Raw genomic sequence first — 21,323 nt, 5'->3', positions numbered from 1 at the left:
CGACCGTTAGGTCGGATAACTCAGGAATCTCCCACCTCTAAGCAACGCGTAGGTGGGGGTAGTTCAATCGTACGCGTAGTAATAGTAGTAATCATCGCTGCCTTGCGGCTCGCGCTTGTTGAGGACGACGCCAAGGATGTGCGCATCTGCAAGAATTAACTGTTCTTTCGCTTTGACGACCATCTGACGGTCTGACTTGTCACAACCGACAACGAGGACGACGCCGTCTACTTTACGTGCCAAGAGGCGTGTGTCTGCCACTTGCATCATCGGTGGTGCGTCCAAGATGATGACGTCATAATGCTCTTTCAACTCTTCAAGCGTGCGGTCCATCATCTTCGACGAGAGTAACTCGGACGGGTTCGGTGGGATTGGTCCTGCCGCCATCAGTTCCAAGTTCTCGACTTGTGTCGAGTGAATCGCTTTATCAAGCGTCGTCTTCTTGGCTAGCACTGTCGAGAGCCCAATCCCGTTCGAGAGACGGAACGTGAAGTGTGCCGTCGGGCGGCGCATGTCACAATCTAAAAGAAGGACGCGCTTTCCTTGTTGAGCATAGACGACAGCTAAGTTCGACGCTGTCGTCGATTTGCCTTCTCCTGACGAAGCTGATGTGATGGCGACCGTCTGCAATTCATCGTCGACCGCTGTGAACTCGAGGTTCGTCCGGATTGTCCGATATTGCTCTGAGATTGGTGACTTTGGTTTATGGACCGTGATCAAGTCACGACCTGTCTTATCGTACTGAATATGTTTTGATTTCTTCTTTCTAAAATTAAACACGGACCTCTTCCCCTTTCACCTTCGCTTGACGTTGTTGTTGCATCTCGACACGGTCGATGACCGGGATCGACCCGAGTACCGGAAGCTCGAGAATCGTCTCTACATCTTGTTCTGTTTTGATACGACGATCGAGCACGACTTTGAGGAAGGCGATCGCGACTCCAATCATCATCCCAAGTACGGCTGCGATTGCTGTATTGAGTAAGATATTTGGTTTGACTGGGAACATCGGCACGTTCGCATCTGACAACACTTTCACGTTGTCGACGCTCATGAGTTCAGGAACTTCTTTCGAGAAGACACGGCTAATTTCGTTAGCGATATCTGTCGCGATGACCGGGTTCGTATGTTGGACCGCGATATTGATGACTTGTGAGTTTTGTTCGCTATTTACGGTAATCAAGTTACTGATGTTGTCAGGTGACCCGACGACATTTTCTTGGACTTGTTCAAGGATTGCTGGACTTTGAATGATGACACGATACGTGTTGACGAGTGTGACCGACGACTGGATTTGACTGCTGTCAATCATGTTGTTCTGAGATTCTTTTGGTGCGACGAGCACTTGCGTCGACGCCTCATATGTCGGACTGATCACAAATGAGCTCACTAAAAAGGCAATGAGTGCCGCCATGATTGTTAAACTAGCGATGAGCCACTTGCTCCGCTTCAAGATGGAGAATAGCTCTCCGAGGGAAATCGTTTCTTCGTTCATATTCCGTCCTTCTCTCCTTTGTACCTGTAAATTCACTGCTGGAAAATTCCCGCAGATAATATTTAAAATGACAATACCAAAACAGTATAGCAAAATTTTCATCGGTTGATGACCCATTTTTAAAAAAATGGGTTTTTTGACATGTAAATCTGCTAAACTTTGAAAGGAAGAACTTAACAAAGGAGGAGACCCCTAGTGCATGTAAGTGAGCGCCTACTCCAGCTGTACGCCACACTCGACCAACAAACTCGAGACGTCGTACAGCAACGTATTGAGACAAATTTAGCAGACGGCAAATCGCTTGCCGACTCTTATCATGAACTGACCGGAGAGACGAACGATTCACTCTCCGTTGAGGAAAAGTCAGCTATAGATTTTTCGAACTGGCTGAAAGAAGGAAAGACGGATGTAGACCTTTTGACCTATTACGTCGCTTTACTCGAGAAAAGTGAGATGCTTCAATCTAAGAAAGTCATGCCACAAACTGTGGAGCCAACACAACAACCCACTGTTGAACCGATTGTTGTTCCTAATGAGGTAGTAGAACCACATCCTCAGGAAACGAAGGAACCAGAAACCAAGACATCCGTTGATCCGATACCGACAAAACCACATTACGTCCCGGAGTCGACGATTCCTTCACGAACAGAACGTATGAAGTCACATCGTGAGATCAAACCGGCTCGCCCACGTCGAAAGAAAAGTCGTGGTTGGTTGATCGGTCTAGTTGCCATCATTCTTTTATCCGTCGGTGGTAATGCCGCTTATCCGATGATCAAAGACCTCATCCAACCATCATCAACACCGACTATGTCTGAGGAAACAGTCACACCAGAACCTGAACCAGTTGTCGAAACGAAGGCACTGGAAGAAGTATGGATTGGTGTCAAAAATGCTCCGCTCGTAAGCGAACCGGATAGCGAGGACGTCGTGTATGTATCCGACATCGGGGATCGTTATGACGTCATCGAAGAACGTGACGATGCGCTCTTACTCGATCTTGGTCTGAATGAGTTAACAGGATGGGTGTCACGCGATGAAGTCGTGACGGAATGGACAACTGCTTCCATCAATGATGCTGACGTATTGGACTGGTTGTCAACCTCCGTCAATCAAACGTTATTTGATGAATCGCCGGAAGCTTACTTCGGGATGGACGAGAATGAGTTGGTCGGAAATGTCGGCGCCGCAAGTGGTTTCGACTCGGACGCCTTACACGAGTATCTCGTCTACCCTGGTCTCTTCTTCACAATGAAGAATGGACAAGTCGAGGCAATTGACTGGTCGAACACGGATCAGACGAAAGAGACGTTCCTCGAGCTCGGCGAACCGACATACGAGACCGAAGACGGCGTCGTCTATGAGAGTGACACCTATTCACTCCGTCTCTTCATCGGAGAGAACGGCTCGACGCGTGTCCGTGTGACGAAATTAAATCAATAATGGAGGTTTTTATATGACCCAAACGATTCTTGTGACGGGTGGTGCCGGTTATATCGGTACGCATACCGTCCTCCAATTACTTGAAACTGGGCACGAAGTGATCGTGCTCGACAACTTGTCGAACAGTAGCCGCGAGGCACTGAATCGTGTCGAGGCGATGACCGGAAAAGACGTGACGTTCTATCTCGGCGACATCCTCGACCGTGCGCTGCTCGAACAGATCTTCTTGACGCATACAATCGATGCCGTCATCCACTTCGCTGGCCTGAAAGCTGTCGGTGAGTCGGTGAGAGAACCGCTCCGCTATTATGAGAACAACGTCGTCGGTACGACTGTCCTGTTAGAAGTTATGCAGGCGTTCGACGTGAAACGGATCGTCTTCAGTTCGTCGGCGACCGTTTATGGGATGCCGGAACGCACACCGATTGACGAGTCGTTCCCGCTCAGCGCGACGAACCCGTATGGTCGTTCGAAGTTGATGATTGAAGACATCTTACGTGACGTCGCCGTCGCCGACTCAGAATGGAGCATCGCTCTCCTTCGCTACTTCAACCCGATCGGGGCGCATCCGTCCGGTCAGATTGGCGAAGACCCGTTCGACGTGCCGAACAATTTGATGCCGTATATCACCCAAGTCGCTGTCGGCAAGTTGAATGAACTAAGCGTCTTCGGTGACGACTATGACACACCGGACGGGACGGGCGTACGTGACTACATCCACGTCGTCGATCTCGCATCAGGTCATTTGCAGGCGCTTGACTACGTCATGGAACAAACAGGTGTCGAGGCGTTCAACCTCGGTACTGGGACAGGCTATAGCGTTCTCGACCTCGTCCGTGCGTTCGAACAAGAGAGTGGTAAATCGGTCCCTTACCGAGTGACGGCCCGCCGCCCTGGTGACATCGCCACGTGTTTCGCGGACCCGACGAAGTCGAAACAGATGCTCGGCTTTGAAGCGAAGCATGACATCCGCGACATGTGCCGCGACGCCTGGAACTGGCAGTCGAACAATCCGAACGGATATAACTAAAAAATCAGCTGGCGTCAGAACGATTGTTCTTCCGTCAGCTGATTTTTTTGATTCGTCTTTCCTTTCCGTGACATCAGCCCTAAGTCGATGACCACGACGAGCAGAGCGACGGCAATAAATTTCCATACATCGACCATCATGAATTTCTCCCACACATACCCAAGTACCGTGAAGCCGAGGAAAGCCGCATAGAAACTAATCCGCCACCACGTCCGATACACGTTCGCACGCTCCCGGTCCAACAAGTAGAGGATGAAGTATGCGCCAAAAGTTAAGAATAAAATCGCGATCATCCAGTACAGAAATGATTGCATCGTCAACCGAAACATCATGAGAAAGAAAGATGAATCCATTGGAAATCCGCTCCTTTGATGACTGACTATTGATGTGTACAAACTTCCTACTCTTCCATTTTCCACCTATTCATCATATGAGTCAATACACCTATGAACGAAAATTCATTTTTGATTCAAAAGACCTATTTGCGTACCCATACATAATCATACGGAGACAATGTGAGTTTCTCGATTCGTTCCCCCGTGAACAGGTTTGTGCCTTGAACATCCAATTGAACCTCGCTCTCACTCACGTTCGTATAGAGACGTATCGTACGCCCTTTTCCTTCCCGCTCGACGGCGAACACGTGCGGGTCGACGTCGATGATCCGTTGGGTCGCATAAGGTGACAATGCCGGCTCTGTCCGTTTCACGTTGAGCTGCCCCATGATCCCCGAGAAGCGATTCAGTCGTGCCTCGTCTTTCTTCAGCGATTGGACGAGCTCTTCTCCGTCCGTCGGTCCGCTCACCCCGAATAGCGTCCGATAGTCGACAGACGGAATCCCTTGGAGCGAGAACAAGATACTATGGGCTGCAAGGAGCATCGGCTCGTAGTCATCTAGCAAATTTTTCTCGAATGGGTCGCGCTCGGCGCTCGACAAGAAATGGAAGTACGTCTTGCCTTCAGGCGGTGCCGTCATCTTCCGTGCCCATTCGGTCAGTCGCGTCGCCTTCCCTTGCGCGAGTGCGAGCGTCACGTGACTCGCTAGATCGAAGTGACAGACGGCGTCCACGACATCAAGATACGGCTCTGCTTCATCGAGCGCGTCCTCGGCGAGAATGAGCTGCCCGTTCGGCTTATAGTGATGCAAGACGATGTGCCACAGGTTGAGTACATCCTGTACTTCTTCACGTGTCATCCCTCGGAATGACTGGGCATGGACTCTGATTTTTGTCGCCCCATAGGCGAGGCGCTCGATGAGTGCGTCCGTCTCTGAGAGTACATCGAACTGTTCGACGTTGTATGCGACCGGGTCGAGCTCGTACATGAGTTGAAAGTCGTCGCTCAACTCTCCTAAGTCTTCATACAACCGGATGCGTGGGTCGACCGCCGTGTCCGTCTGGCGCCCGATGTACGGAAAGAGTGACACGAGATGCAAGTCGCTGATTGTGCCCGCGACATGCTTAGCCAGGACGTCATGAAGTGCCCCCATATCGGGTTTCCCGTCCGTCGTGACGAGACTCGCATCGACAAGTAGAACGTTCGTCTTCTCGCTCGGTGTCTCGTGGTCATGCCAGGCATGACTCTCCCACTTGTCAAATAGGCGATGCCACGCCTGTACATCGCCACCCCATTTATTCAGAATCGGTTCAATCTGTTGCCAATCCATACGTTTCCCTCCTTTTCCTGTCTCTCTACCTTTTTTCACTTCTCACCGATTTCAAAACAAAAAAAGCCGCCCTAATCGGACGACTCACTCCATCAAGCGCTTCAGTTCGGTCTGGATCCCATCGAGTGACGCCGGGTCCGGGTTCCAATAATAGATGCCGTCCGACTCGAGTCCTCCACCGCCTTCGATGCGGAGCGTGCTCGCGTTGCGGAACGCACCCATATAGTCCGTCGAGAGCGTCACAAGTTCCTTGAACTCGATGTTCGTCTTCGCCCGGTTGCCGACGACGTCTAACAGGTTCGTCACTTTGTCGAGCGAGAAGTCCGAACGCCCCTTCTCGATGATGGCCGCAACGACGTCACGCTGCCGCTCTTGGCGACCGAAATCCCCGTTCGGGTCATCGTAGCGCATCCGTGTGTAGGCGAGCGCCTTCTCTCCGTCGAGCGTCACTTCGCCGACGGGGAACGTATAGTTGTCTGAGCTGAACGCAAACTTGTTCATGACGGTGATGCCACCGAGCGCATCGACGACTTCCGTGAACGCCTCCATGTCCGCTTCGACGACATAATCAATCGGGATATCTAAAAAGTTCTCAACCGTGTCCATCGCCATCTCGGCACCACCGAACGCATAGGCGTGGTTAATTTTATCGTGATATCCGCGTCCGACAATCTCCGTCTTCGTGTCACGTGGGATGCTGAGCATCGCCCCTTCATTCGTATCCGGATTCATCGTCAAGACGATGATTGAGTCGCTTCGTCCCTGTTCTGTCCCCCGTCGGTCGATTCCGAGTAAGAGTACCGACACCGAGCGCTTCTCTTCGATCGTCTCGACTTGTTTTCGTTCTGGACTGATCTGTAAGTTATCGTTCACTTTCGTCACTGTGTCATTGACCTCGTCGACCATCGACCAGACGAATAGTCCACCTGCGACAAGCATGAGTGTCAGTACGCCCGCTGTGATACCAAGTATCCATTTCCACCTTGATTTCTTCTGATGTTTCGCCATATCGGGCCACCTTCTTCCGTAAATTCAGTTTGTATATCTTTTCCCAGACTCTACATTGGATTATAGCATGTCTCCAAAAAATGCTAATCATTTCTTTCCAGTTATCACGGGAAATGTGTCTTTGTCGGTGTCCGATACATATGATGCGGCCAGGCGGCATTGATTTCCGCCCCAATGAGCATCGTCGCCGCCGTCAAATAGAGCCAGATCTGAAGCAGGATGACGGCACCGATCGTACCGTACGTATCCCCGAGGATCGAGAACCGCTCGACGTAGACGCTATAACCTGTCGAGATGAGTTGCCACGAGATAACGGCAAAAACGGCACCCGGCAATGTCTCAATCAATCGGACACGTTGTTGTGGGGCGATTTTATAGAAGAACGAGAACGCAAAAATCAAGATGATCGTCGAGACGGTATAACGCGTGAGCGTCGAGAGACGATCGAACTCCTCGACCTGAGGATAAAGCGCATACAATAAATCGAGGAACTCCTGCCCGAAGACGTGGAAGACGATGAGGATGACGGCACCGATACTGCCGGCAAGGATTGTTAAGAGTCCAATCAGACGACGCCATACATAGCCGCGCGCCTCCGTCTCCCCGTAAGCGAAAACGGTCAGCTTGACGAGACGGGCCGTCCCGTTCGAGGCGGACCAAAAGGCGATGATGGCACTGATCGAGACGAGTCCACTATTCAAGTTTCCACTGACGTCATAGACAATCGACAATAGCTCTCGCACGCTCGAACCAGGGACGAGGGTTTCAATTTGTTCAATCAACAGCGCCTGGTCGATTTTGAACCACGCCATGACCGCGAACAGGACGAAGAACATTGGGAAGATGGCGAGGAACCAGAAGAAGGCGAGCGTCGCGCTATAGTCGTTAATATGGTGATCTTTGAAGCGATGTCTCACATCGATGGCAAGTCGGGTCAGTCGATCGAGCACGGCCGTCACTCCTTTTTCTTTTCATTATGCCACAAACGAAAGCACCCGATTCATCCGAATCGAGTGCCGCTGTCATTGTTCCATCAATTGTCCGAGGTACGACTTCACTTCGTCGAGTGATGCCTCGTCTGGGTTCCAGTAGTAGATGCCGTCGCTCTCTTTGCCGCCACTTCCTTCTAGACGAAGGACGCTTTGATTTTTGAAAGCCGTCATGTAGTCGCTCGTGAGCGTCCGAATGTCTTTGAACGTCACGTTTGTCTTGGCGTTATTGCCAAGGACGTCGAGCATGTTGTTGAATCGTGCGATTGAGAAACTGTCCGTTCCTTTGTCGACGAGCGCCGTGATGACGTCACGTTGACGCTCCTGACGACCGAAGTCACCGTTCGGGTCATCATAGCGCATCCGTGTATAGGCGAGCGCTTCTGCCCCATCAAGGTTGACCGTTCCCGGTTCGAACGTGTACTCGCCAGAAGTGAAGGCGAACTTGTTTGTCACTTCGACGCCCCCGAATAAGTTGACCGCGTCCTGGAAACCTTTCATGTCGACTTCCGCGACATAATCGATTGGGATGCCGAGGAAGTTTTCGACTGTATCCATCGCCATCTCGGCGCCACCGAATGCGTAGGCATGGTTGATCTTGTCCATCGTCCCTTTACCGACGATTTCCGTCTTCGTATCACGCGGGATGCTGAGCATCGCGCTCTCATCCGAATTTGGATTGAGCGTCATGACGATGATCGAGTCGCTGCGCCCTTGTTCGTCCGCACGACGGTCAACTCCGAGTAATAACACAGAGACCGGCTTCTTATCTGAAATCGTTTGTGAATTCATCCGCTCTGGGCTGAGCCCGGCCGATTCATTCAATCGGTCGACCGTTGTATCGACTTGATTATATAAATAGTAGGCCATCCCAGCTCCGATGAGCAGGAACACTCCGATGACAGCACCTGCGATGATGGCGATGCGCTTCGCTGGTGACACTTTACGACGACGTTTCTTGACTCTCTTTTTAGGCTTTTGCTCTTCCATGACATAGCACCTTTCTATCCCCGATTGACCGTAATTGACACAGGTTATATTTTATCACGCTAAATCGACAGACTTTTCCGCTTTTTTATAAAAGAGGTAAATACTTGTCGGACCTTGTCGATTGCTCATACTGCTAGTATCGACAAAGCATTCTCAAATTTTAATCAGTCAACATTCATCATAGCATACACCTTTCAAAAGAATCGTCTCGTGTCATACAACAGAACTAAGCCATTGGTCACGTTTTCAAGAAACACCGATGTTTCTAAGCGCATTCTTGAACGAATCTTGATCTTTCACCGTTTTTAATAAGACCATTTCCCTATTTCAAGAAAATATAATGGTACATCTGATTCATTTTTTGTAAAATATGTATTGATTATTAACAAAAATGTAATAGCAACCCATTTTATACATAGGGAGATTACCTGATGCGATTCATCGTGACGTGTTTTTTAGACCAAGAACAAACTTGTGAGTTTATCGTGTATGGGAGTTCTGATTATGATGCTTACAAAACCTTTGAACGGACACTGCAATCATTGAATTCATTGACTGGACAAATCACATTATCAGACGGTGAAGCAATTCCGATCTCACGGATCCTCGCTTACCGCATCGATCCGATCAAACCTCTCTTTTGAAACAATATCGTTTCGGGTAACCCTATTAAGACAACCAATCTGATAAATGGGGTGGAACGAATGGAAATCGGAATGATCGGGCTCGGGAAGATGGGAATGAATTTGGCGCTGAATTTGACGGACAATGGACATCGCGTCTATGGCTATGATCCGGGGAACGTCTCGACGAGCCAGTTTGAAACCATGAATTCTCTTGAAGAGGTCGTTGCTGCACTGAAAGCGCCACGTGTCGTCTGGGTGATGGTACCGGCTGGTGAGGTGACCGAGCATGTATTGGACGATTTATATGAAGCCCTCTCACCTGGTGACATCGTCATCGACGGGGGCAACTCGAACTATAAGGAGTCGATGTGTCGCGCCAAGCACTTTAAAGAAAAGCTCATCTATTTCTTTGACGTCGGGACGAGTGGCGGTATGGACGGGGCACGAAACGGAGCATGCACAATGATCGGAGGGGACTTAGAGGCGTTCGGCAAAATCGAGCAACTATTCCAAGACGTCTCAACCGATCACGGTTATCTGTATGCTGGACCGAGTGGGAGTGGTCACTTCCTGAAGATGGTCCATAACGGAATCGAGTACGGGATGATGCAGGCGATTGCTGAAGGATTCGAAGTGCTCGAGAAGAGTCCGTTCGATTATGAGTATGAGGACGTCGCCCGTGTCTGGAATCACGGATCCGTCATCCGTTCATGGCTCATGGAACTGACGGAGAGTGCCTTCTCAAAAGATGCGAAGCTCGATGACATCCGCGGCGTCATGCATGCGTCGGGTGAAGGAAAATGGACGGTCGAGACGGCGCTCGAATACGACGTGCCGACACCGGTCATCGCCCTCTCGCTTATGATGCGGCAACGCTCGCTTCAAGACGACACGTTCTCCGGTAAAGTCGTCGCTGCGCTCCGAAATGAGTTCGGGGGACATGCGGTGGAGAAAAAGTGATGGACGACACCTTAGAAAAGATGACTCAATATGATACCATCCTGTAACGCGAACTATCGTTTCCGGCGCTATATTTTTCAAAAACTTGTTTCTTTATGTTGAATAAAACCTGCCACATCGCAGTACTGTGATGTGGCAGGTTTTATTCTTTCATAGTCAAATGGTCGTGAACTCATCGTCAATTAACTTTTTTCAGTTGTTCTTCATTATGAATTTCTCCATCATAAAACATTGATTTAACCTTTGATTTAACTATTTGTATAAAATTATAGAAAAGATATGACGTAATGAATATAAGTGGCGTAAAAATCAAATGAAATATAAATGATTTTCTTATATCCATTTCTAGAAAGTTAAAAACTTGATATGTCAGATCAATGAATAGTGTATGAGATACATAAATCCCGACTGCATTTTTACCTATTTTTGAAATTATTGATTTTTCACCAATATCACCATTTTTCATAACAAATAAAATCAAGCATATCGCTATGAAAATCGTTGATATGTAGAAGTCCGTCTGTCTGATTTCTTCTTGCCAGAATTTATATGCAATGAATCTTTCAGCAATCTGAGTAAAAGAGAAGATTAAAAACAATTTGACAATCGTAAATGACTTTAACTGACTAATCTTCTCGTTTATAGAATTATAGTTGAATGCAATGTAGCAGCCGAGTGTAGTATAGAATAATCCAAAAAAGATAGCGTCCCGTGTTTTAATATCATGATCAAATAATTCCAAATTAAAAACACCTGAATATGTTTGTCCAAATAGTCCAACTACGTTAAGTAAGAGACTTATGATAAGCAATACACTTAATCTATCCGCTTTAATAAACATATATAACACGAGAATAGACCAAATTAATGCAGATAAATACCATAAATGATATGAAGCAGGTCCGCCTCCACTTCCATAGATTAAAAACAAGAATATATCGCTAACACCTACAAATGAATGTAAATAATTCACTATTTCCTGCCTCATATTCAAATCAAAGATAATCGATTCTAGAACATTCAAGATAAGCCCATACATCACATAGAAAAGGGACCAATACACAAATAATCCAATGATTTTTTTTATGTAATTCCTAAAATATTTTTTTCGGTATTTTGTAGATCGAATTTTTTGACCGAATAAAAAACCAGAAACGATAAAGAAAAAAGGCACACCAAACCGCGCGAATGTATTGATTATAAAATTTATATTTTCTCCATCTATCCCCAAAAATATTGTTCCCTTAAATGGTGCTGTATGAATACAAACAACAAAAAAAATGGCCCAAAACTTAAAATAGTCAATTGCATAATTTCTCTCCATAGAACCTCCCCAATCTAAAACTCCACAAGAAATTATAAACCAATAATTGAACGTTCTAAAATGATTTTACATGGTTTTATGGTTTAGACTTATTCTCCCCACGACTTTACATGTGATCGTTACCGTTGATGGCGATCGACATTCAAGAATTTCTCTCAAGTTCGAGAGCACAATTGAAATTCGAAACCAGATAAACATCAAAAAGACGTATAGACGAAACAAACCGTCTATACGTCTTCATTCATTCCATCGTATTTCCTTCTGCCGGAATCGGGTGTGCTTTCAACATCCGCGCGAAATGGACGAGGTTATACGCCATCGTCTTCCCGTGTGACTTCGTGAACGCGTTGTCGCGCCCGGCATCGATGTACGAGTCACCTGGTCCCGCTTCCCCGACCCAGTACGTATCGACGTTCGGCGGCACGGTGAACCCGATATGGGATAAGGCATAAAGAATGCCGGCACACGCATGTTTCGCCCCGTCCTCATTCCCCGTGACGACGACCCCGCCGACTTTGTTGTAGTAGATGGCCTGCCCTGACTTGTTCGTCAAACCACTGCCCCCGTATAACCGTTCAATCACTTGTGTCGCGACACTACTCTTCTCGCCGAGCCAGAGTGGCGTCCCGATGACGACGATGTCCGCCCCTTTCACTTTCTCGAAAATCTGTGGCCATTCATCCCCGTCCCCTTCATCTTCTGTCACCCCGAACGCGACGTTATAGTCGACAATCCGAACGATTTCCGACTCGACCCCAAGCGCATCAAAATGCGGCAAGATGTCACGAATCAATCCTTCTGTATGCGACGTCGTGTCGCCACCTTTTAACGTACAGTTTAAAAATAGAGCTTTCATGGAATCCCTCCTCGAATAATCTCCAACAGTTACGTGTTCCCGTTCCCTACACTTCTTAGTACCTTTCGAAGGATTTTGTTCATGTGAAGCTTTTGTCACGCCAAGTTGCGCCCTCGACGGATGTGTATGCGTGCTCAACGGTTGTTAGATGATCCTATTCTATTTGAATCATTCGTTCAAAGAAGTTATAAAGCGACTGCTAAAACGCAGTGAATGTTTTATTCGATTGTTCTCACACGCCCGTCCGGCTCCTGATAAATCACATGTTCTCGTGACAGTTCCGTCGGGGAACGGACCCCTGCGGCGGCCGTCATATTGTACAGTCCTTCCCGGAGCGAGATGATATAGTTCGTGACCCGAAAGCTCTTCTCGTCGACGACGAGAGCACGCTGCAGTTTCGGGTCGGTCGTCGCGACACCGACTGGGCATCGATTCGTATGACACACCTGCGCCTGGATACAACCGACGTTGAACATGAGCCCACGGGCGATGTTGACGAGGTCGGCACCGAGTGCGAGGGCAATCGCCACCTTGTCCGCCGTGATCAGTTTCCCCGAGGCGAACAGTTTGATGCGGTCACGAAGACCGTGCTCGATCAAAAGGTGATGCACGTAAGGAAGTGCCGCCTTCAGTGGCAAACCGACCGTATCGGCGAGTTCTTGATACGTCGCCCCTGTCCCACCTTCACTCCCATCAATCGTGATGAAGTCCGGCACGGTTTGAGACGTCGCCATCTCTTCGACGAGCGATTCAATATCCTGTATATTGCCGACGACGAGCTTGATGCCGACCGGCTTCCCACCGATCTCACGCAACTTTTCGATAAAGGCCAACAGTTCCCCATGTGTGTGAAATTCAGAGAATCGGTTCGGACTGTCAATCGTCTCGCCGACACGCACATGGCGGATGCGGGCAATCTCTTCGGTCACTTTCGAGCCGTCGATATGCCCCCCACGCGTCTTCGCACCTTGTGCAAGCTTGAGTTCGAACGCCTTCACTTGTGGGAGTGCGCTCTTCTGTTTGAACGCCTCCACCGAAAACGCCCCGTCTTCATCTCGGACACCAAACAGTGCTGGACCGATTTGACAGATGATGTCGACATTCCCTTTCAAATGATAATCTGAAAGACCGCCTTCCCCCGTGTTCATCCACGTCCCGCCCGCACGACCGAGTCCGATAGAGAGGGCCGTGATGGCTCTGTCCCCGAGCGAACCGAAGCTCATCGCCGACTGCCCGACGAGCCCGCGGACATAAAACGGTTCTCGACACGTCTGTTCGCCGATGATGATGGTATCTTCTTCTGTTAATAAGTACGGGGAGATGTCTCGTTCAACGAGGTGCTCTTTTCGGGTGAAGAGGTTATCCTCATCTAATTTATACACCCAGGTCGACACCTTCGTTGAATTGTCGATCCGTAACTCGTTCCGATTCGTCGGGTAAAGGGCGTTCTGAAGGTAGAACCCACCCGCTTCAAAGTCTCGCTCCGAACCGAAGCCGATGATGCGCGACTTATATTTCCCGGCAATGACGGCAGCTTCGTATTCATTCCGCGAGAACGGCTTCGCCTCATTGTCGTTCAAGAACAAATATTGACGAAGCTCTGGACCCATCTTTTCGAACATATAACGAAGTTTCCCAAGAATCGGGAAATTGCGGAGGACGGAGTGTTCACGCTGGTTCCGGTCACGCCACCAGAAATAGAAAAGTAATAGCGGTGGACCGGCCATCATCACGACGAACAGTATGAGTAGAATGGTCAACATCGATGTATTGAGTGACACGGTCTCTCCTCCTTTTTCGTTAGACGAAAGACACCCTGTCGCAAACGGAACAGAGTGTCTTCAGTCGCTCGGGATCGTGACCCCGTCAAATTGTTCATTTCGGCAAAGCGTGATCGCCTGCATCGCTAATTTGTAGTCTTCTTCCGGCAAGGCGATCAATTCGGTCGGAAGGACCCATTCTTTTGAGTTATACAAGTGAATCACGAGTTTGGCGAGCACAAACTCTCGTTTATCGAACGTATTGTCATCGATGATGGTTGAAGTTCGAATCTTCCCCGCTTCGAGGTCTATATAAGGAAGCAAACATTCTCGGATATGCGAATGACCCGCAATCACATATAGTGCGGCGAAGTATTCGCGACTGGTACTGCCAGGATCCGTGAGCCGTTGTGCTAACCGTTTGAACTCGTTGTAATGGTCAGAAGATAAAAAATCAATATGGTTCATCGGTCCACCTTCTCTCTAAGCCTCGCTTTGCCCTCAGAGTTTATAATTTCCACCTTTTTGTAGAAGTTAACCCTGTTTTCTTTAGATTCGGCGCATTGAAATCGCCTCACGCATCTGTTGGAGAGACGTACGTGCCGCTTCCCCACGTCGCATCATGACGGCTGTGAACAAAGCATCGATCAAACTGAGCTCCGCAATGCGGGAAGCGAGCGCCTCAGAACGAAATGCCGTCTCTTGAGATACGGTATAGAGCGATACGTCCGCAATCTTCGAAAGAGGCGACTTCGCGTAGTTCGTGATGGCGACCGTCGGGACACCCTTCTCTTTTAACAGCTTCGCGATATCGAGCGTTTCCTTAGAAGCCCCGGAATGAGAGATGACGACGGCAACGTCCGCTGTCGTCAATTGTGAGGCCGACATGAGTTGCATATGCGACTCGAGCATCGCACTCACTTGAAGCCCGCTCCGCACAAACTTGTGGTACGCGTCTAACGCGACGACGGCTGACCCACCGCTCCCGAAAAATTCGATGCGGCGTGCCCCAAGGAACAGCTCGACGGTTTTCTCCAGCGAGTCCCCTTCTAAAATCTGACGAGTCGACTCGATTGTCTTCCCGTTCGTCGAAAAAATTTTCTCTGCAATCTCGAGCACACTGTCTGTCTCTGCGATGTCTTCATGGATGTCTTGGAGCGGTGCGACGACATCCGAGGCGAGCGCAATTTTTAACGCCTGATAGCCTTTAAAGCCGACGTGCTGACAAAAGCGGAACACCGTCGATTCAGCGACATCAAGGTCATCTGCTACTTGATTGATTGTATGATGAATGATTTGTTCTGGTTGCTTTAAAATATAGTCGGCAATGCGTTGCTCTTTTTTGCTCAGTGTCGAATAGGCACCACGGATGCGGGCCGTCCCGTTCATCGTTTCCATCAAGAATCACCCTTTCTCTTCTTCATCTAACGATACCGTTTCGAAAAAAATTCCGCAATGTGTGATTCGTCTAAAAGATTGACCCACCTTACAAAAGCAGGCAAGCAGCCGGATTCTTGAATATGCTACTCTAATGAAGCACTTTTTAATTGTTTCACTCTTTGTACCATTTGAAATCGAAAGGACTGTTTCGTATCGAACATCACCTCAGTAGCTCCTACAACTTACCGCTCGTCATTCTCTCCATTGCCATCGCGATCTTCGCTGCAGGTGTCGCCCTCGATATTAGCAGTCGTTTGAAATATGCGAAATACGCTTCACGTTTCAGCTGGGTCGCAGCCGGTGCCTTTAGTCTCGGGCTCGGGATTTGGGCGATGCACTTTATCGGCATGCTGGCATTTCATCTAAATGGTGATGTGACATATCACCTCGGCATTGTCTTATTATCAATCGTTCCAGCCGTTGTTGCGTCCGGTCTCGCCTTCTGGATGATCAGCCATCCGGAGACACGACCGATGCAACTCGTCTTTTGCGCCTTCCTAATCAGTGTTGGGGTCGTTTCGATGCACTACATCGGCATGGAAGCGATGCAGATGAACGCCATCCTCACCTATGACCCGGTCATGTGGATTGCGTCTGCGATTGTCGCATTCGTCGCATCGCTCGTCGGACTGTATATCCTCTTCTATATCCCGAACGTCTCGCGGTTCCATTGGCGCCGTCTCGCCAGCTCGGTCTTGATCGGTGTCGCCGTATCAGGCATGCACTACGTCGGGATGGGCGCTGCTCAGTTCACTCCGACAGATAGTGCCATGCAACCACTGAGCGGTTATGCGGTCGATAGTACCCTTCTCGCCTACGTCATCGCCGCAAGTGTCATGACCTTATTCATCATCATGTACATCTCACTCAAGACGGCCTCACAGCTCGAGGCACAGTCTGAAGAACTCGAATTGAAATTTGAATCCATCATCGAATCGGCATCTGATGCCATCATCGTTGCCGATCATACCCGTGTCATCCTTCAATGGAATCAAGGAGCAACTGACCTGTTCGGATATACGCAGGAGGAGATGGTCGGGCAATCGATTGTCGCCATCATCCCGGAACGCTTCCGAGATGCCCATGAGCGTGGGATGAAGCGTTACGAGACGACCGGTGAAAAACGTGTCATCGGCCAAACGGTCGAGCTCATCGGATTACGAAAAGACGGTGTCGAAGTCCCGATTGAGATGTCACTCGGAACGTGGAAGACGGACAAAGGCATCTTCTTCAGTAGCATCATCCGTGACATCAGTGAACGGAAACGAATCGAGGCGCAAATCAACGACCTCGTCTATTTGGACCCACTCACCGGTCTCCCGAACCGTCGTCTATTCAGCGACCGGCTGGATGCGCTACTCGATCAGTCCCAGCAAAAACCGTTCGCCCTATACTATATCGACCTCGATAACTTCAAAGTCATCAATGACCGCTTCGGCCACTCAATCGGCGACCAATTCTTGAAGCAAGTGACGACCCGGATCCAGTCGACGATTCATAAGTCGGACACGCTCGCCCGTCTCGGTGGAGATGAGTTCATCATCTTGTCGCCGCATACGAAAAGTAACCTTGCGGCCCATCGTGCTCAAGAGTTGATCAACGTCCTCCATCCCCCGTTCGAACTCGAGCACGAGGAAGTGTTCACCGGTGCTTCAATCGGGATCAGTCTTCACCCGTCCGATGGGGATACGGCAGAGGATTTAATCAAGAACGCCGATATCGCCATGTATCGGGCGAAGGCTGACGGCAAGAACGGCTATCAGTTCTTCACCAACGAACTGAACGAGTCCGTATCCCGTCGCTCGAATTTGTCGATGGCACTCCGTAAAGGAATCGGGCGTGGCGAGTTCACCGTCCACTATCAACCGCAAATCCAACTGGAGACTGAAATGGTCATTGGCATGGAGGCGCTCGTCCGTTGGCACCATCCGGAACTCGGGATGATTTCGCCGGGTGAGTTCATTCCAATCGCCGAAGAGACGGGAAGCATCCACCGTCTCGGTGAGTTCGTCTTGAATGAGGCGTGTCGCCAAAACAAGGCGTGGCAAGATGCCGGCATTCCCCCATTCCGGGTCGCCGTCAACATCTCGGCCATTCAGTTCGCGCAAAAAGACTTGCCGGAAGTCGTCAGCCGCGCACTCGACGCATCAGGTCTCGACGCGCAGTATTTAGAACTCGAGTTGACCGAGAGCGTCATCCAGAGTGCGGACCGTGCCATCGAGACGATGCACGAGCTCGTCGCCCTCGGTGTCCATCTCTCGATCGACGACTTCGGTACGGGCTACTCGTCTCTCAGCTACTTGAAGCTGTTCCCGATTGATACGCTGAAGATTGACCAGCACTTCACGAAGAACATCGAAAGTGATGAGAAGGACGCCGCCCTCGTCAAAACAATCATCCGCATGGCACATGAGCTCGATTTGAACGTTATCGCGGAAGGCGTCGAGACGGAGAATCAAGTCGCTTTCTTAAAAGCCGAATCGTGCAACCAGGCGCAAGGATATTACTACAACCGTCCTTTGCCGGCAGAAGAGATCGAAGTCTTCTTCCAGCAATATAAAAAAGCATCATCGAGTTGATTCATTCGACCTCCATGACGGGGGTCGATTTTTTACTAGGATTTTGGCGATCGCTGAGTCACACCGAGCAATGCGCACAGGTTACCCGACACCTCTCGATGATTGGAAAATTGTTGCCTGAAAATGACGAGCTATTTGAGGGATCTTTCGCCTATAGCTTTAAATCGATGAAGACGACACAATAAAAATGACCTCCGATGATTATATCGGAGGTCATTTTACAAACATACGTTCGTTTTATAGTACAACGCAAACAAGCGCCTATATATTCGCTTTTTCTATTTTTAGTCTAGCAAATCCCGCAACATAAGTCTATTCTTTCTCTCCACGACCTCTTACATTAAAGAGAGACTCTTGAAAGGAGCATATCTATGGAATTATACCGTTGGGACCTCAATCTGAAAGTCCGCTTATTCGGCGAAGGCTTATTCAACCTCTTGTTTTGGATGTACTTTCCATTCATCACCGTCTATTTCGCCCGGACGCTCGGTGTCGAGCTAGCCGGACTACTCATGGCCGTGCCACCGTTGTTCCTGCTAGTCGGCAGCTTGATTGGCGGTTCGCTTGCAGATGAGATTGGTCGCCGCCCCGTCATGCTCGCCGGGACGTTCTCACAAGGTTTCCTATTCCTCGTTTTCGCTTTATCAACGAACGCCTATGTCGATTACATCACCTACATCAGCATCGGTTTTATGGGTGCCATCTATAAGCCGGCCAGCTCGGCCATGGTCGCCGACCTCGTGCCGGCCGAACACTTGCGGGACGTGTTCGCGACGTTCATGGCGTCGAACAATATCGGTGCCGTGCTCGGTCCCATCCTCGGGGCGGTCCTGTTCTTCGAACATCGCCAGGCGCTCCTCCTCGGCTGCGCCGTCGTCCTGTTCGGATACGGGTTGTTGCTCGCGGCACTCACCCGTGAGACACGACCGGCCGCGACCGGGAAGACGGTCGCAACGACATTTTTCACCCAAGGGCGGTCGTATGCAACGATTTTGATTGACCCGCTTTTCCGCCTCTATCTGATTGCTGGCGTATTCGCCTTAATCCCAATCATGCAGCTAGACGTGTATTTACCTGTCTATTTGATTGAACAAACTCCGGCCACGTTCAACGTCTCGAATACAGTCTTATTCGGCTGGCTCGTTGCATATAACGGCCTCTTGTTCGTCGTCTTCATCATTCCTGTCACACGTGTGTTTTGGGCGTGGGACGAACGGCGTGTTTTACTATTGTCGACTTTCCTAGGAGGTTTCGGGACGTTTCTCGTCGCCTTCTCATCAAATATCTGGTACTTGCTCATCGTCACGACCATGTTCACGTTCGGGGAGCTGATTCGTTCTCCCGTCAGTCAGAGTTTCGTCAGCCGCTACGCACCAGCCGAGTCACGCGGACAATATCTCGCGGCCGATACGCTCCAAAACACGATTGGCAAGTTCCTTGCGCCGGTGACGGTGCTCGTCTCAGGCTTCGTCCCCCCGCTCGCCGTGTTCACGCTCATCTTGCTGTCGGCGCTCATCGGGATGGGGCTGTATGCGAAGCTATTTGACAGGCTGAACCAAATGAAAGTTTCGTCTTAAGGTTACCGCAATCACTTTGTTACTAATCAACGCATGTATCGCATTTCGGGAATTTTATTTAACAAAAGTAGGCGAGAATTCTCCCTCCTCTAAGCGTCTCGGGGCGTAGCCCGGCGTAGGCGGGAGATGAATCGCCCGGTCCAAAACTCTTCTCTCCCTGTGACAGATGTAGCGAACAAAAGTTCGTGATTCCGTCAGATTCTCCCTCCCCCTCCGCGGGTATCGGATGAGGAGGACACATCACGATCTTCTGAAGGGAGGAGGGACGGACATGCTGAAAGGCTACAAATACAGGCTCCATCCGACGCCGGCACAGGCCGAGTTCCTCATCAAGACGATCGGCTGCGCCCGGTTCATCTACAACAAGCTGCTCGAGGACCGCATCGCCATCCGCGAGGAGGCGAAAGCGGGGAGCGGAACGAGACGGAAACCGGCGACACCCGCCTCCTACAAGCCCCTGTTCCCGTTCCTCGCCGAGGCGGACAGCCTCGCGCTCGCGAACGCGAAGCTGAACCTCGACACCGCGTTCGCGAAGTTCTTCGCCGGGACGGGCGGCTTCCCGAACTTCAAATCGAGACGACGGTCGCGCGCCTCCTACACGACGAACAACCAGCATGGCACGATCCGCATCGAGGCGGGCAAGGTCCGTCTGCCGAAGGTCGGGTTCGTGCGGTTCACACAACATCGCCCGTTCGAGGGCGTCATCCGGTCGGCGACGGTCTCGATGACCAAGACGGGCACGTTCTTTGTCTCCCTCCTCGTCGAACAGGACGATGAACCATGGATCCCAGCCGAGAACAAGGTCGGGATCGATCTCGGCCTAAAACATTTCGCCGTCATGACGAACGATGCGATGGTCTCGGAGAAGATTGAAAACCCTCGCTTTCTCCGACAATCCGAAGCGAAGGTCAAGAAGGCACAGCGCGCGCTGTCACGTAAGAAAATTGGTAGCAAGAATCGTGAAAAAGCCAAATTACTTTTGGCAAAGAAACACGAAAAGATCGCCAACCAACGCAAGAACTTCCTTCACAAACTGTCGAGACGGATCGTTGACGAGAACCAAGTCATCGTCGTGGAGACATTGTCATCGAAGGACATGATGAAGAACCACAAGGTCGCCAAATCGATTGCAGATGTCAGTTGGTATGAGTTCGTCCGACAGCTAGAATACAAATGCAAGTTCTACGGACGGACGCTCATCATGGCAGACCCCTGGTACGCATCGACGCAGATCTGTTCTTCTTGCGGAGTAAAAGGCGAGAAGAAGACGATGGATGTCCGTGAATGGACGTGTATTCATTGTGGTGCGTACCATGACCGTGACATCAACGCGAGCCTCAACCTATTGATGTTGGCCGACTGACAACCATTCAGGGCAGGGACTGCCCGACGAGCTTGGTAAATAACCGTGGCTGGTAAGAGCACGGTCTTCCCAAGAAGCTCCCACTTCAATTTGTGAAGCAAATAAGTGGCGAGTAGTTCACTCTCAAAGATTGATCGTTCGTTCTTGTATCTATATAAGAGTGCCTGTCCGTCGTCCCGCCTACGAATTAAGCCGGGACGCTCTTTTTGCATTACTC

At 49.9% G+C, this 21,323-nt stretch carries 19 protein-coding genes; 7 read left to right on the top strand and 12 right to left on the bottom strand.

Features of this window, described 5'->3' with window-relative positions; all coding sequences use genetic code 11:
* Positions 1 to 63 precede the first annotated feature (63 nt).
* Complete coding sequence (locus AC5LIL_RS02845; protein WP_499824817.1) at positions 64 to 780, bottom strand: CpsD/CapB family tyrosine-protein kinase; 717 nt, start codon at positions 778 to 780, stop codon at positions 64 to 66.
* A complete protein-coding gene (locus AC5LIL_RS02840) occupies positions 773 to 1,495 on the bottom strand; it encodes a YveK family protein (RefSeq protein WP_499824816.1) in 723 nt (240 codons plus the stop codon). The genes AC5LIL_RS02845 and AC5LIL_RS02840 overlap by 8 nt, the downstream gene beginning before the upstream one ends.
* Positions 1,496 to 1,690: 195 nt before the next feature.
* Here AC5LIL_RS02840 and AC5LIL_RS02835 point away from each other — a divergent pair, with 195 nt between their 5' ends.
* Positions 1,691 to 2,938 carry a hypothetical protein gene (locus tag AC5LIL_RS02835; RefSeq protein ID WP_499824815.1) on the top strand — a complete coding sequence of 416 codons (1,248 nt, stop codon included), beginning with the start codon at positions 1,691 to 1,693 and terminating at the stop codon, positions 2,936 to 2,938.
* Between the two features lie 13 nt (positions 2,939 to 2,951).
* On the top strand, positions 2,952 to 3,968 hold the full coding sequence (gene galE / locus AC5LIL_RS02830) for a UDP-glucose 4-epimerase GalE (RefSeq protein ID WP_499824814.1): 1,017 nt from the start codon (positions 2,952 to 2,954) through the stop codon (positions 3,966 to 3,968).
* A 14-nt stretch (positions 3,969 to 3,982) separates the two neighbouring features.
* Here the strand turns inward: galE and AC5LIL_RS02825 are convergent, their stop codons facing one another.
* The 5 genes from AC5LIL_RS02825 to AC5LIL_RS02805 form a co-directional block, all read right to left on the bottom strand.
* Positions 3,983 to 4,321 carry a hypothetical protein gene (locus AC5LIL_RS02825; RefSeq protein WP_499824813.1) on the bottom strand — a complete coding sequence of 113 codons (339 nt, stop codon included), beginning with the start codon at positions 4,319 to 4,321 and terminating at the stop codon, positions 3,983 to 3,985.
* A 125-nt stretch (positions 4,322 to 4,446) separates the two neighbouring features.
* The gene (locus AC5LIL_RS02820; RefSeq protein WP_499824812.1) at positions 4,447 to 5,634 is read right to left on the bottom strand and encodes an alpha-amylase family glycosyl hydrolase; all 1,188 of its coding nucleotides are present in this window, start codon (positions 5,632 to 5,634) and stop codon (positions 4,447 to 4,449) included.
* Positions 5,635 to 5,718: 84 nt separating this feature from the next.
* Positions 5,719 to 6,642, bottom strand: coding sequence for an LCP family glycopolymer transferase (locus AC5LIL_RS02815; protein WP_499824811.1), 924 nt, complete (start codon positions 6,640 to 6,642; stop codon positions 5,719 to 5,721).
* A 104-nt stretch (positions 6,643 to 6,746) separates the two neighbouring features.
* On the bottom strand, positions 6,747 to 7,592 hold the full coding sequence (locus AC5LIL_RS02810) for a YihY/virulence factor BrkB family protein (RefSeq protein ID WP_499824810.1): 846 nt from the start codon (positions 7,590 to 7,592) through the stop codon (positions 6,747 to 6,749).
* Positions 7,593 to 7,664: 72 nt separating this feature from the next.
* A complete protein-coding gene (locus tag AC5LIL_RS02805) occupies positions 7,665 to 8,621 on the bottom strand; it encodes an LCP family glycopolymer transferase (RefSeq protein WP_499824809.1) in 957 nt (318 codons plus the stop codon).
* A gap of 431 nt (positions 8,622 to 9,052) precedes the next feature.
* On the opposite strand from AC5LIL_RS02805, the gene AC5LIL_RS02800 reads away from it, so the two are divergent.
* Together AC5LIL_RS02800 and gnd are read left to right on the top strand one after the other, a co-directional pair.
* Positions 9,053 to 9,265, top strand: coding sequence for a hypothetical protein (locus AC5LIL_RS02800; protein WP_499824808.1), 213 nt, complete (start codon positions 9,053 to 9,055; stop codon positions 9,263 to 9,265).
* A 42-nt stretch (positions 9,266 to 9,307) separates the two neighbouring features.
* Positions 9,308 to 10,207 carry a phosphogluconate dehydrogenase (NAD(+)-dependent, decarboxylating) gene (gnd, locus tag AC5LIL_RS02795; RefSeq protein WP_499825346.1) on the top strand — a complete coding sequence of 300 codons (900 nt, stop codon included), beginning with the start codon at positions 9,308 to 9,310 and terminating at the stop codon, positions 10,205 to 10,207.
* Positions 10,208 to 10,385: 178 nt separating this feature from the next.
* Here the strand turns inward: gnd and AC5LIL_RS02790 are convergent, their stop codons facing one another.
* The 5 genes from AC5LIL_RS02790 to AC5LIL_RS02770 form a co-directional block, all read right to left on the bottom strand.
* Positions 10,386 to 11,531: an acyltransferase gene (locus AC5LIL_RS02790; protein WP_499824807.1), complete on the bottom strand. Its 1,146-nt coding sequence runs from the start codon at positions 11,529 to 11,531 to the stop codon at positions 10,386 to 10,388.
* A 241-nt stretch (positions 11,532 to 11,772) separates the two neighbouring features.
* Positions 11,773 to 12,387: a flavodoxin family protein gene (locus AC5LIL_RS02785; protein WP_499824806.1), complete on the bottom strand. Its 615-nt coding sequence runs from the start codon at positions 12,385 to 12,387 to the stop codon at positions 11,773 to 11,775.
* A 218-nt stretch (positions 12,388 to 12,605) separates the two neighbouring features.
* On the bottom strand, positions 12,606 to 14,150 hold the full coding sequence (locus AC5LIL_RS02780) for an FMN-binding glutamate synthase family protein (protein WP_499825345.1): 1,545 nt from the start codon (positions 14,148 to 14,150) through the stop codon (positions 12,606 to 12,608).
* Between the two features lie 78 nt (positions 14,151 to 14,228).
* Positions 14,229 to 14,615 (bottom strand): hypothetical protein, encoded by a 387-nt coding sequence (locus tag AC5LIL_RS02775; RefSeq protein WP_499824805.1) that lies wholly within the window; start codon positions 14,613 to 14,615, stop codon positions 14,229 to 14,231.
* Positions 14,616 to 14,696: 81 nt separating this feature from the next.
* Positions 14,697 to 15,545 (bottom strand): MurR/RpiR family transcriptional regulator, encoded by an 849-nt coding sequence (locus tag AC5LIL_RS02770; RefSeq protein ID WP_499824804.1) that lies wholly within the window; start codon positions 15,543 to 15,545, stop codon positions 14,697 to 14,699.
* Positions 15,546 to 15,694: 149 nt separating this feature from the next.
* On the opposite strand from AC5LIL_RS02770, the gene AC5LIL_RS02765 reads away from it, so the two are divergent.
* The 3 genes from AC5LIL_RS02765 to tnpB all read left to right on the top strand — a co-directional run bounded on the left by AC5LIL_RS02765 (position 15,695) and on the right by tnpB (position 21,106).
* Complete coding sequence (locus tag AC5LIL_RS02765; protein WP_499824803.1) at positions 15,695 to 18,166, top strand: EAL domain-containing protein; 2,472 nt, start codon at positions 15,695 to 15,697, stop codon at positions 18,164 to 18,166.
* Between the two features lie 371 nt (positions 18,167 to 18,537).
* Positions 18,538 to 19,743 carry an MFS transporter gene (locus AC5LIL_RS02760; protein WP_499824802.1) on the top strand — a complete coding sequence of 402 codons (1,206 nt, stop codon included), beginning with the start codon at positions 18,538 to 18,540 and terminating at the stop codon, positions 19,741 to 19,743.
* A 271-nt stretch (positions 19,744 to 20,014) separates the two neighbouring features.
* On the top strand, positions 20,015 to 21,106 hold the full coding sequence (gene tnpB / locus AC5LIL_RS02755; protein ID WP_499824801.1) for an IS200/IS605 family element RNA-guided endonuclease TnpB: 1,092 nt from the start codon (positions 20,015 to 20,017) through the stop codon (positions 21,104 to 21,106).
* Positions 21,107 to 21,323 lie beyond the last annotated feature (217 nt).

This window comes from Exiguobacterium sp. RM11 (assembly GCF_059821525.1).
This window is presented reverse-complemented; position numbering and strand designations above follow the sequence as displayed.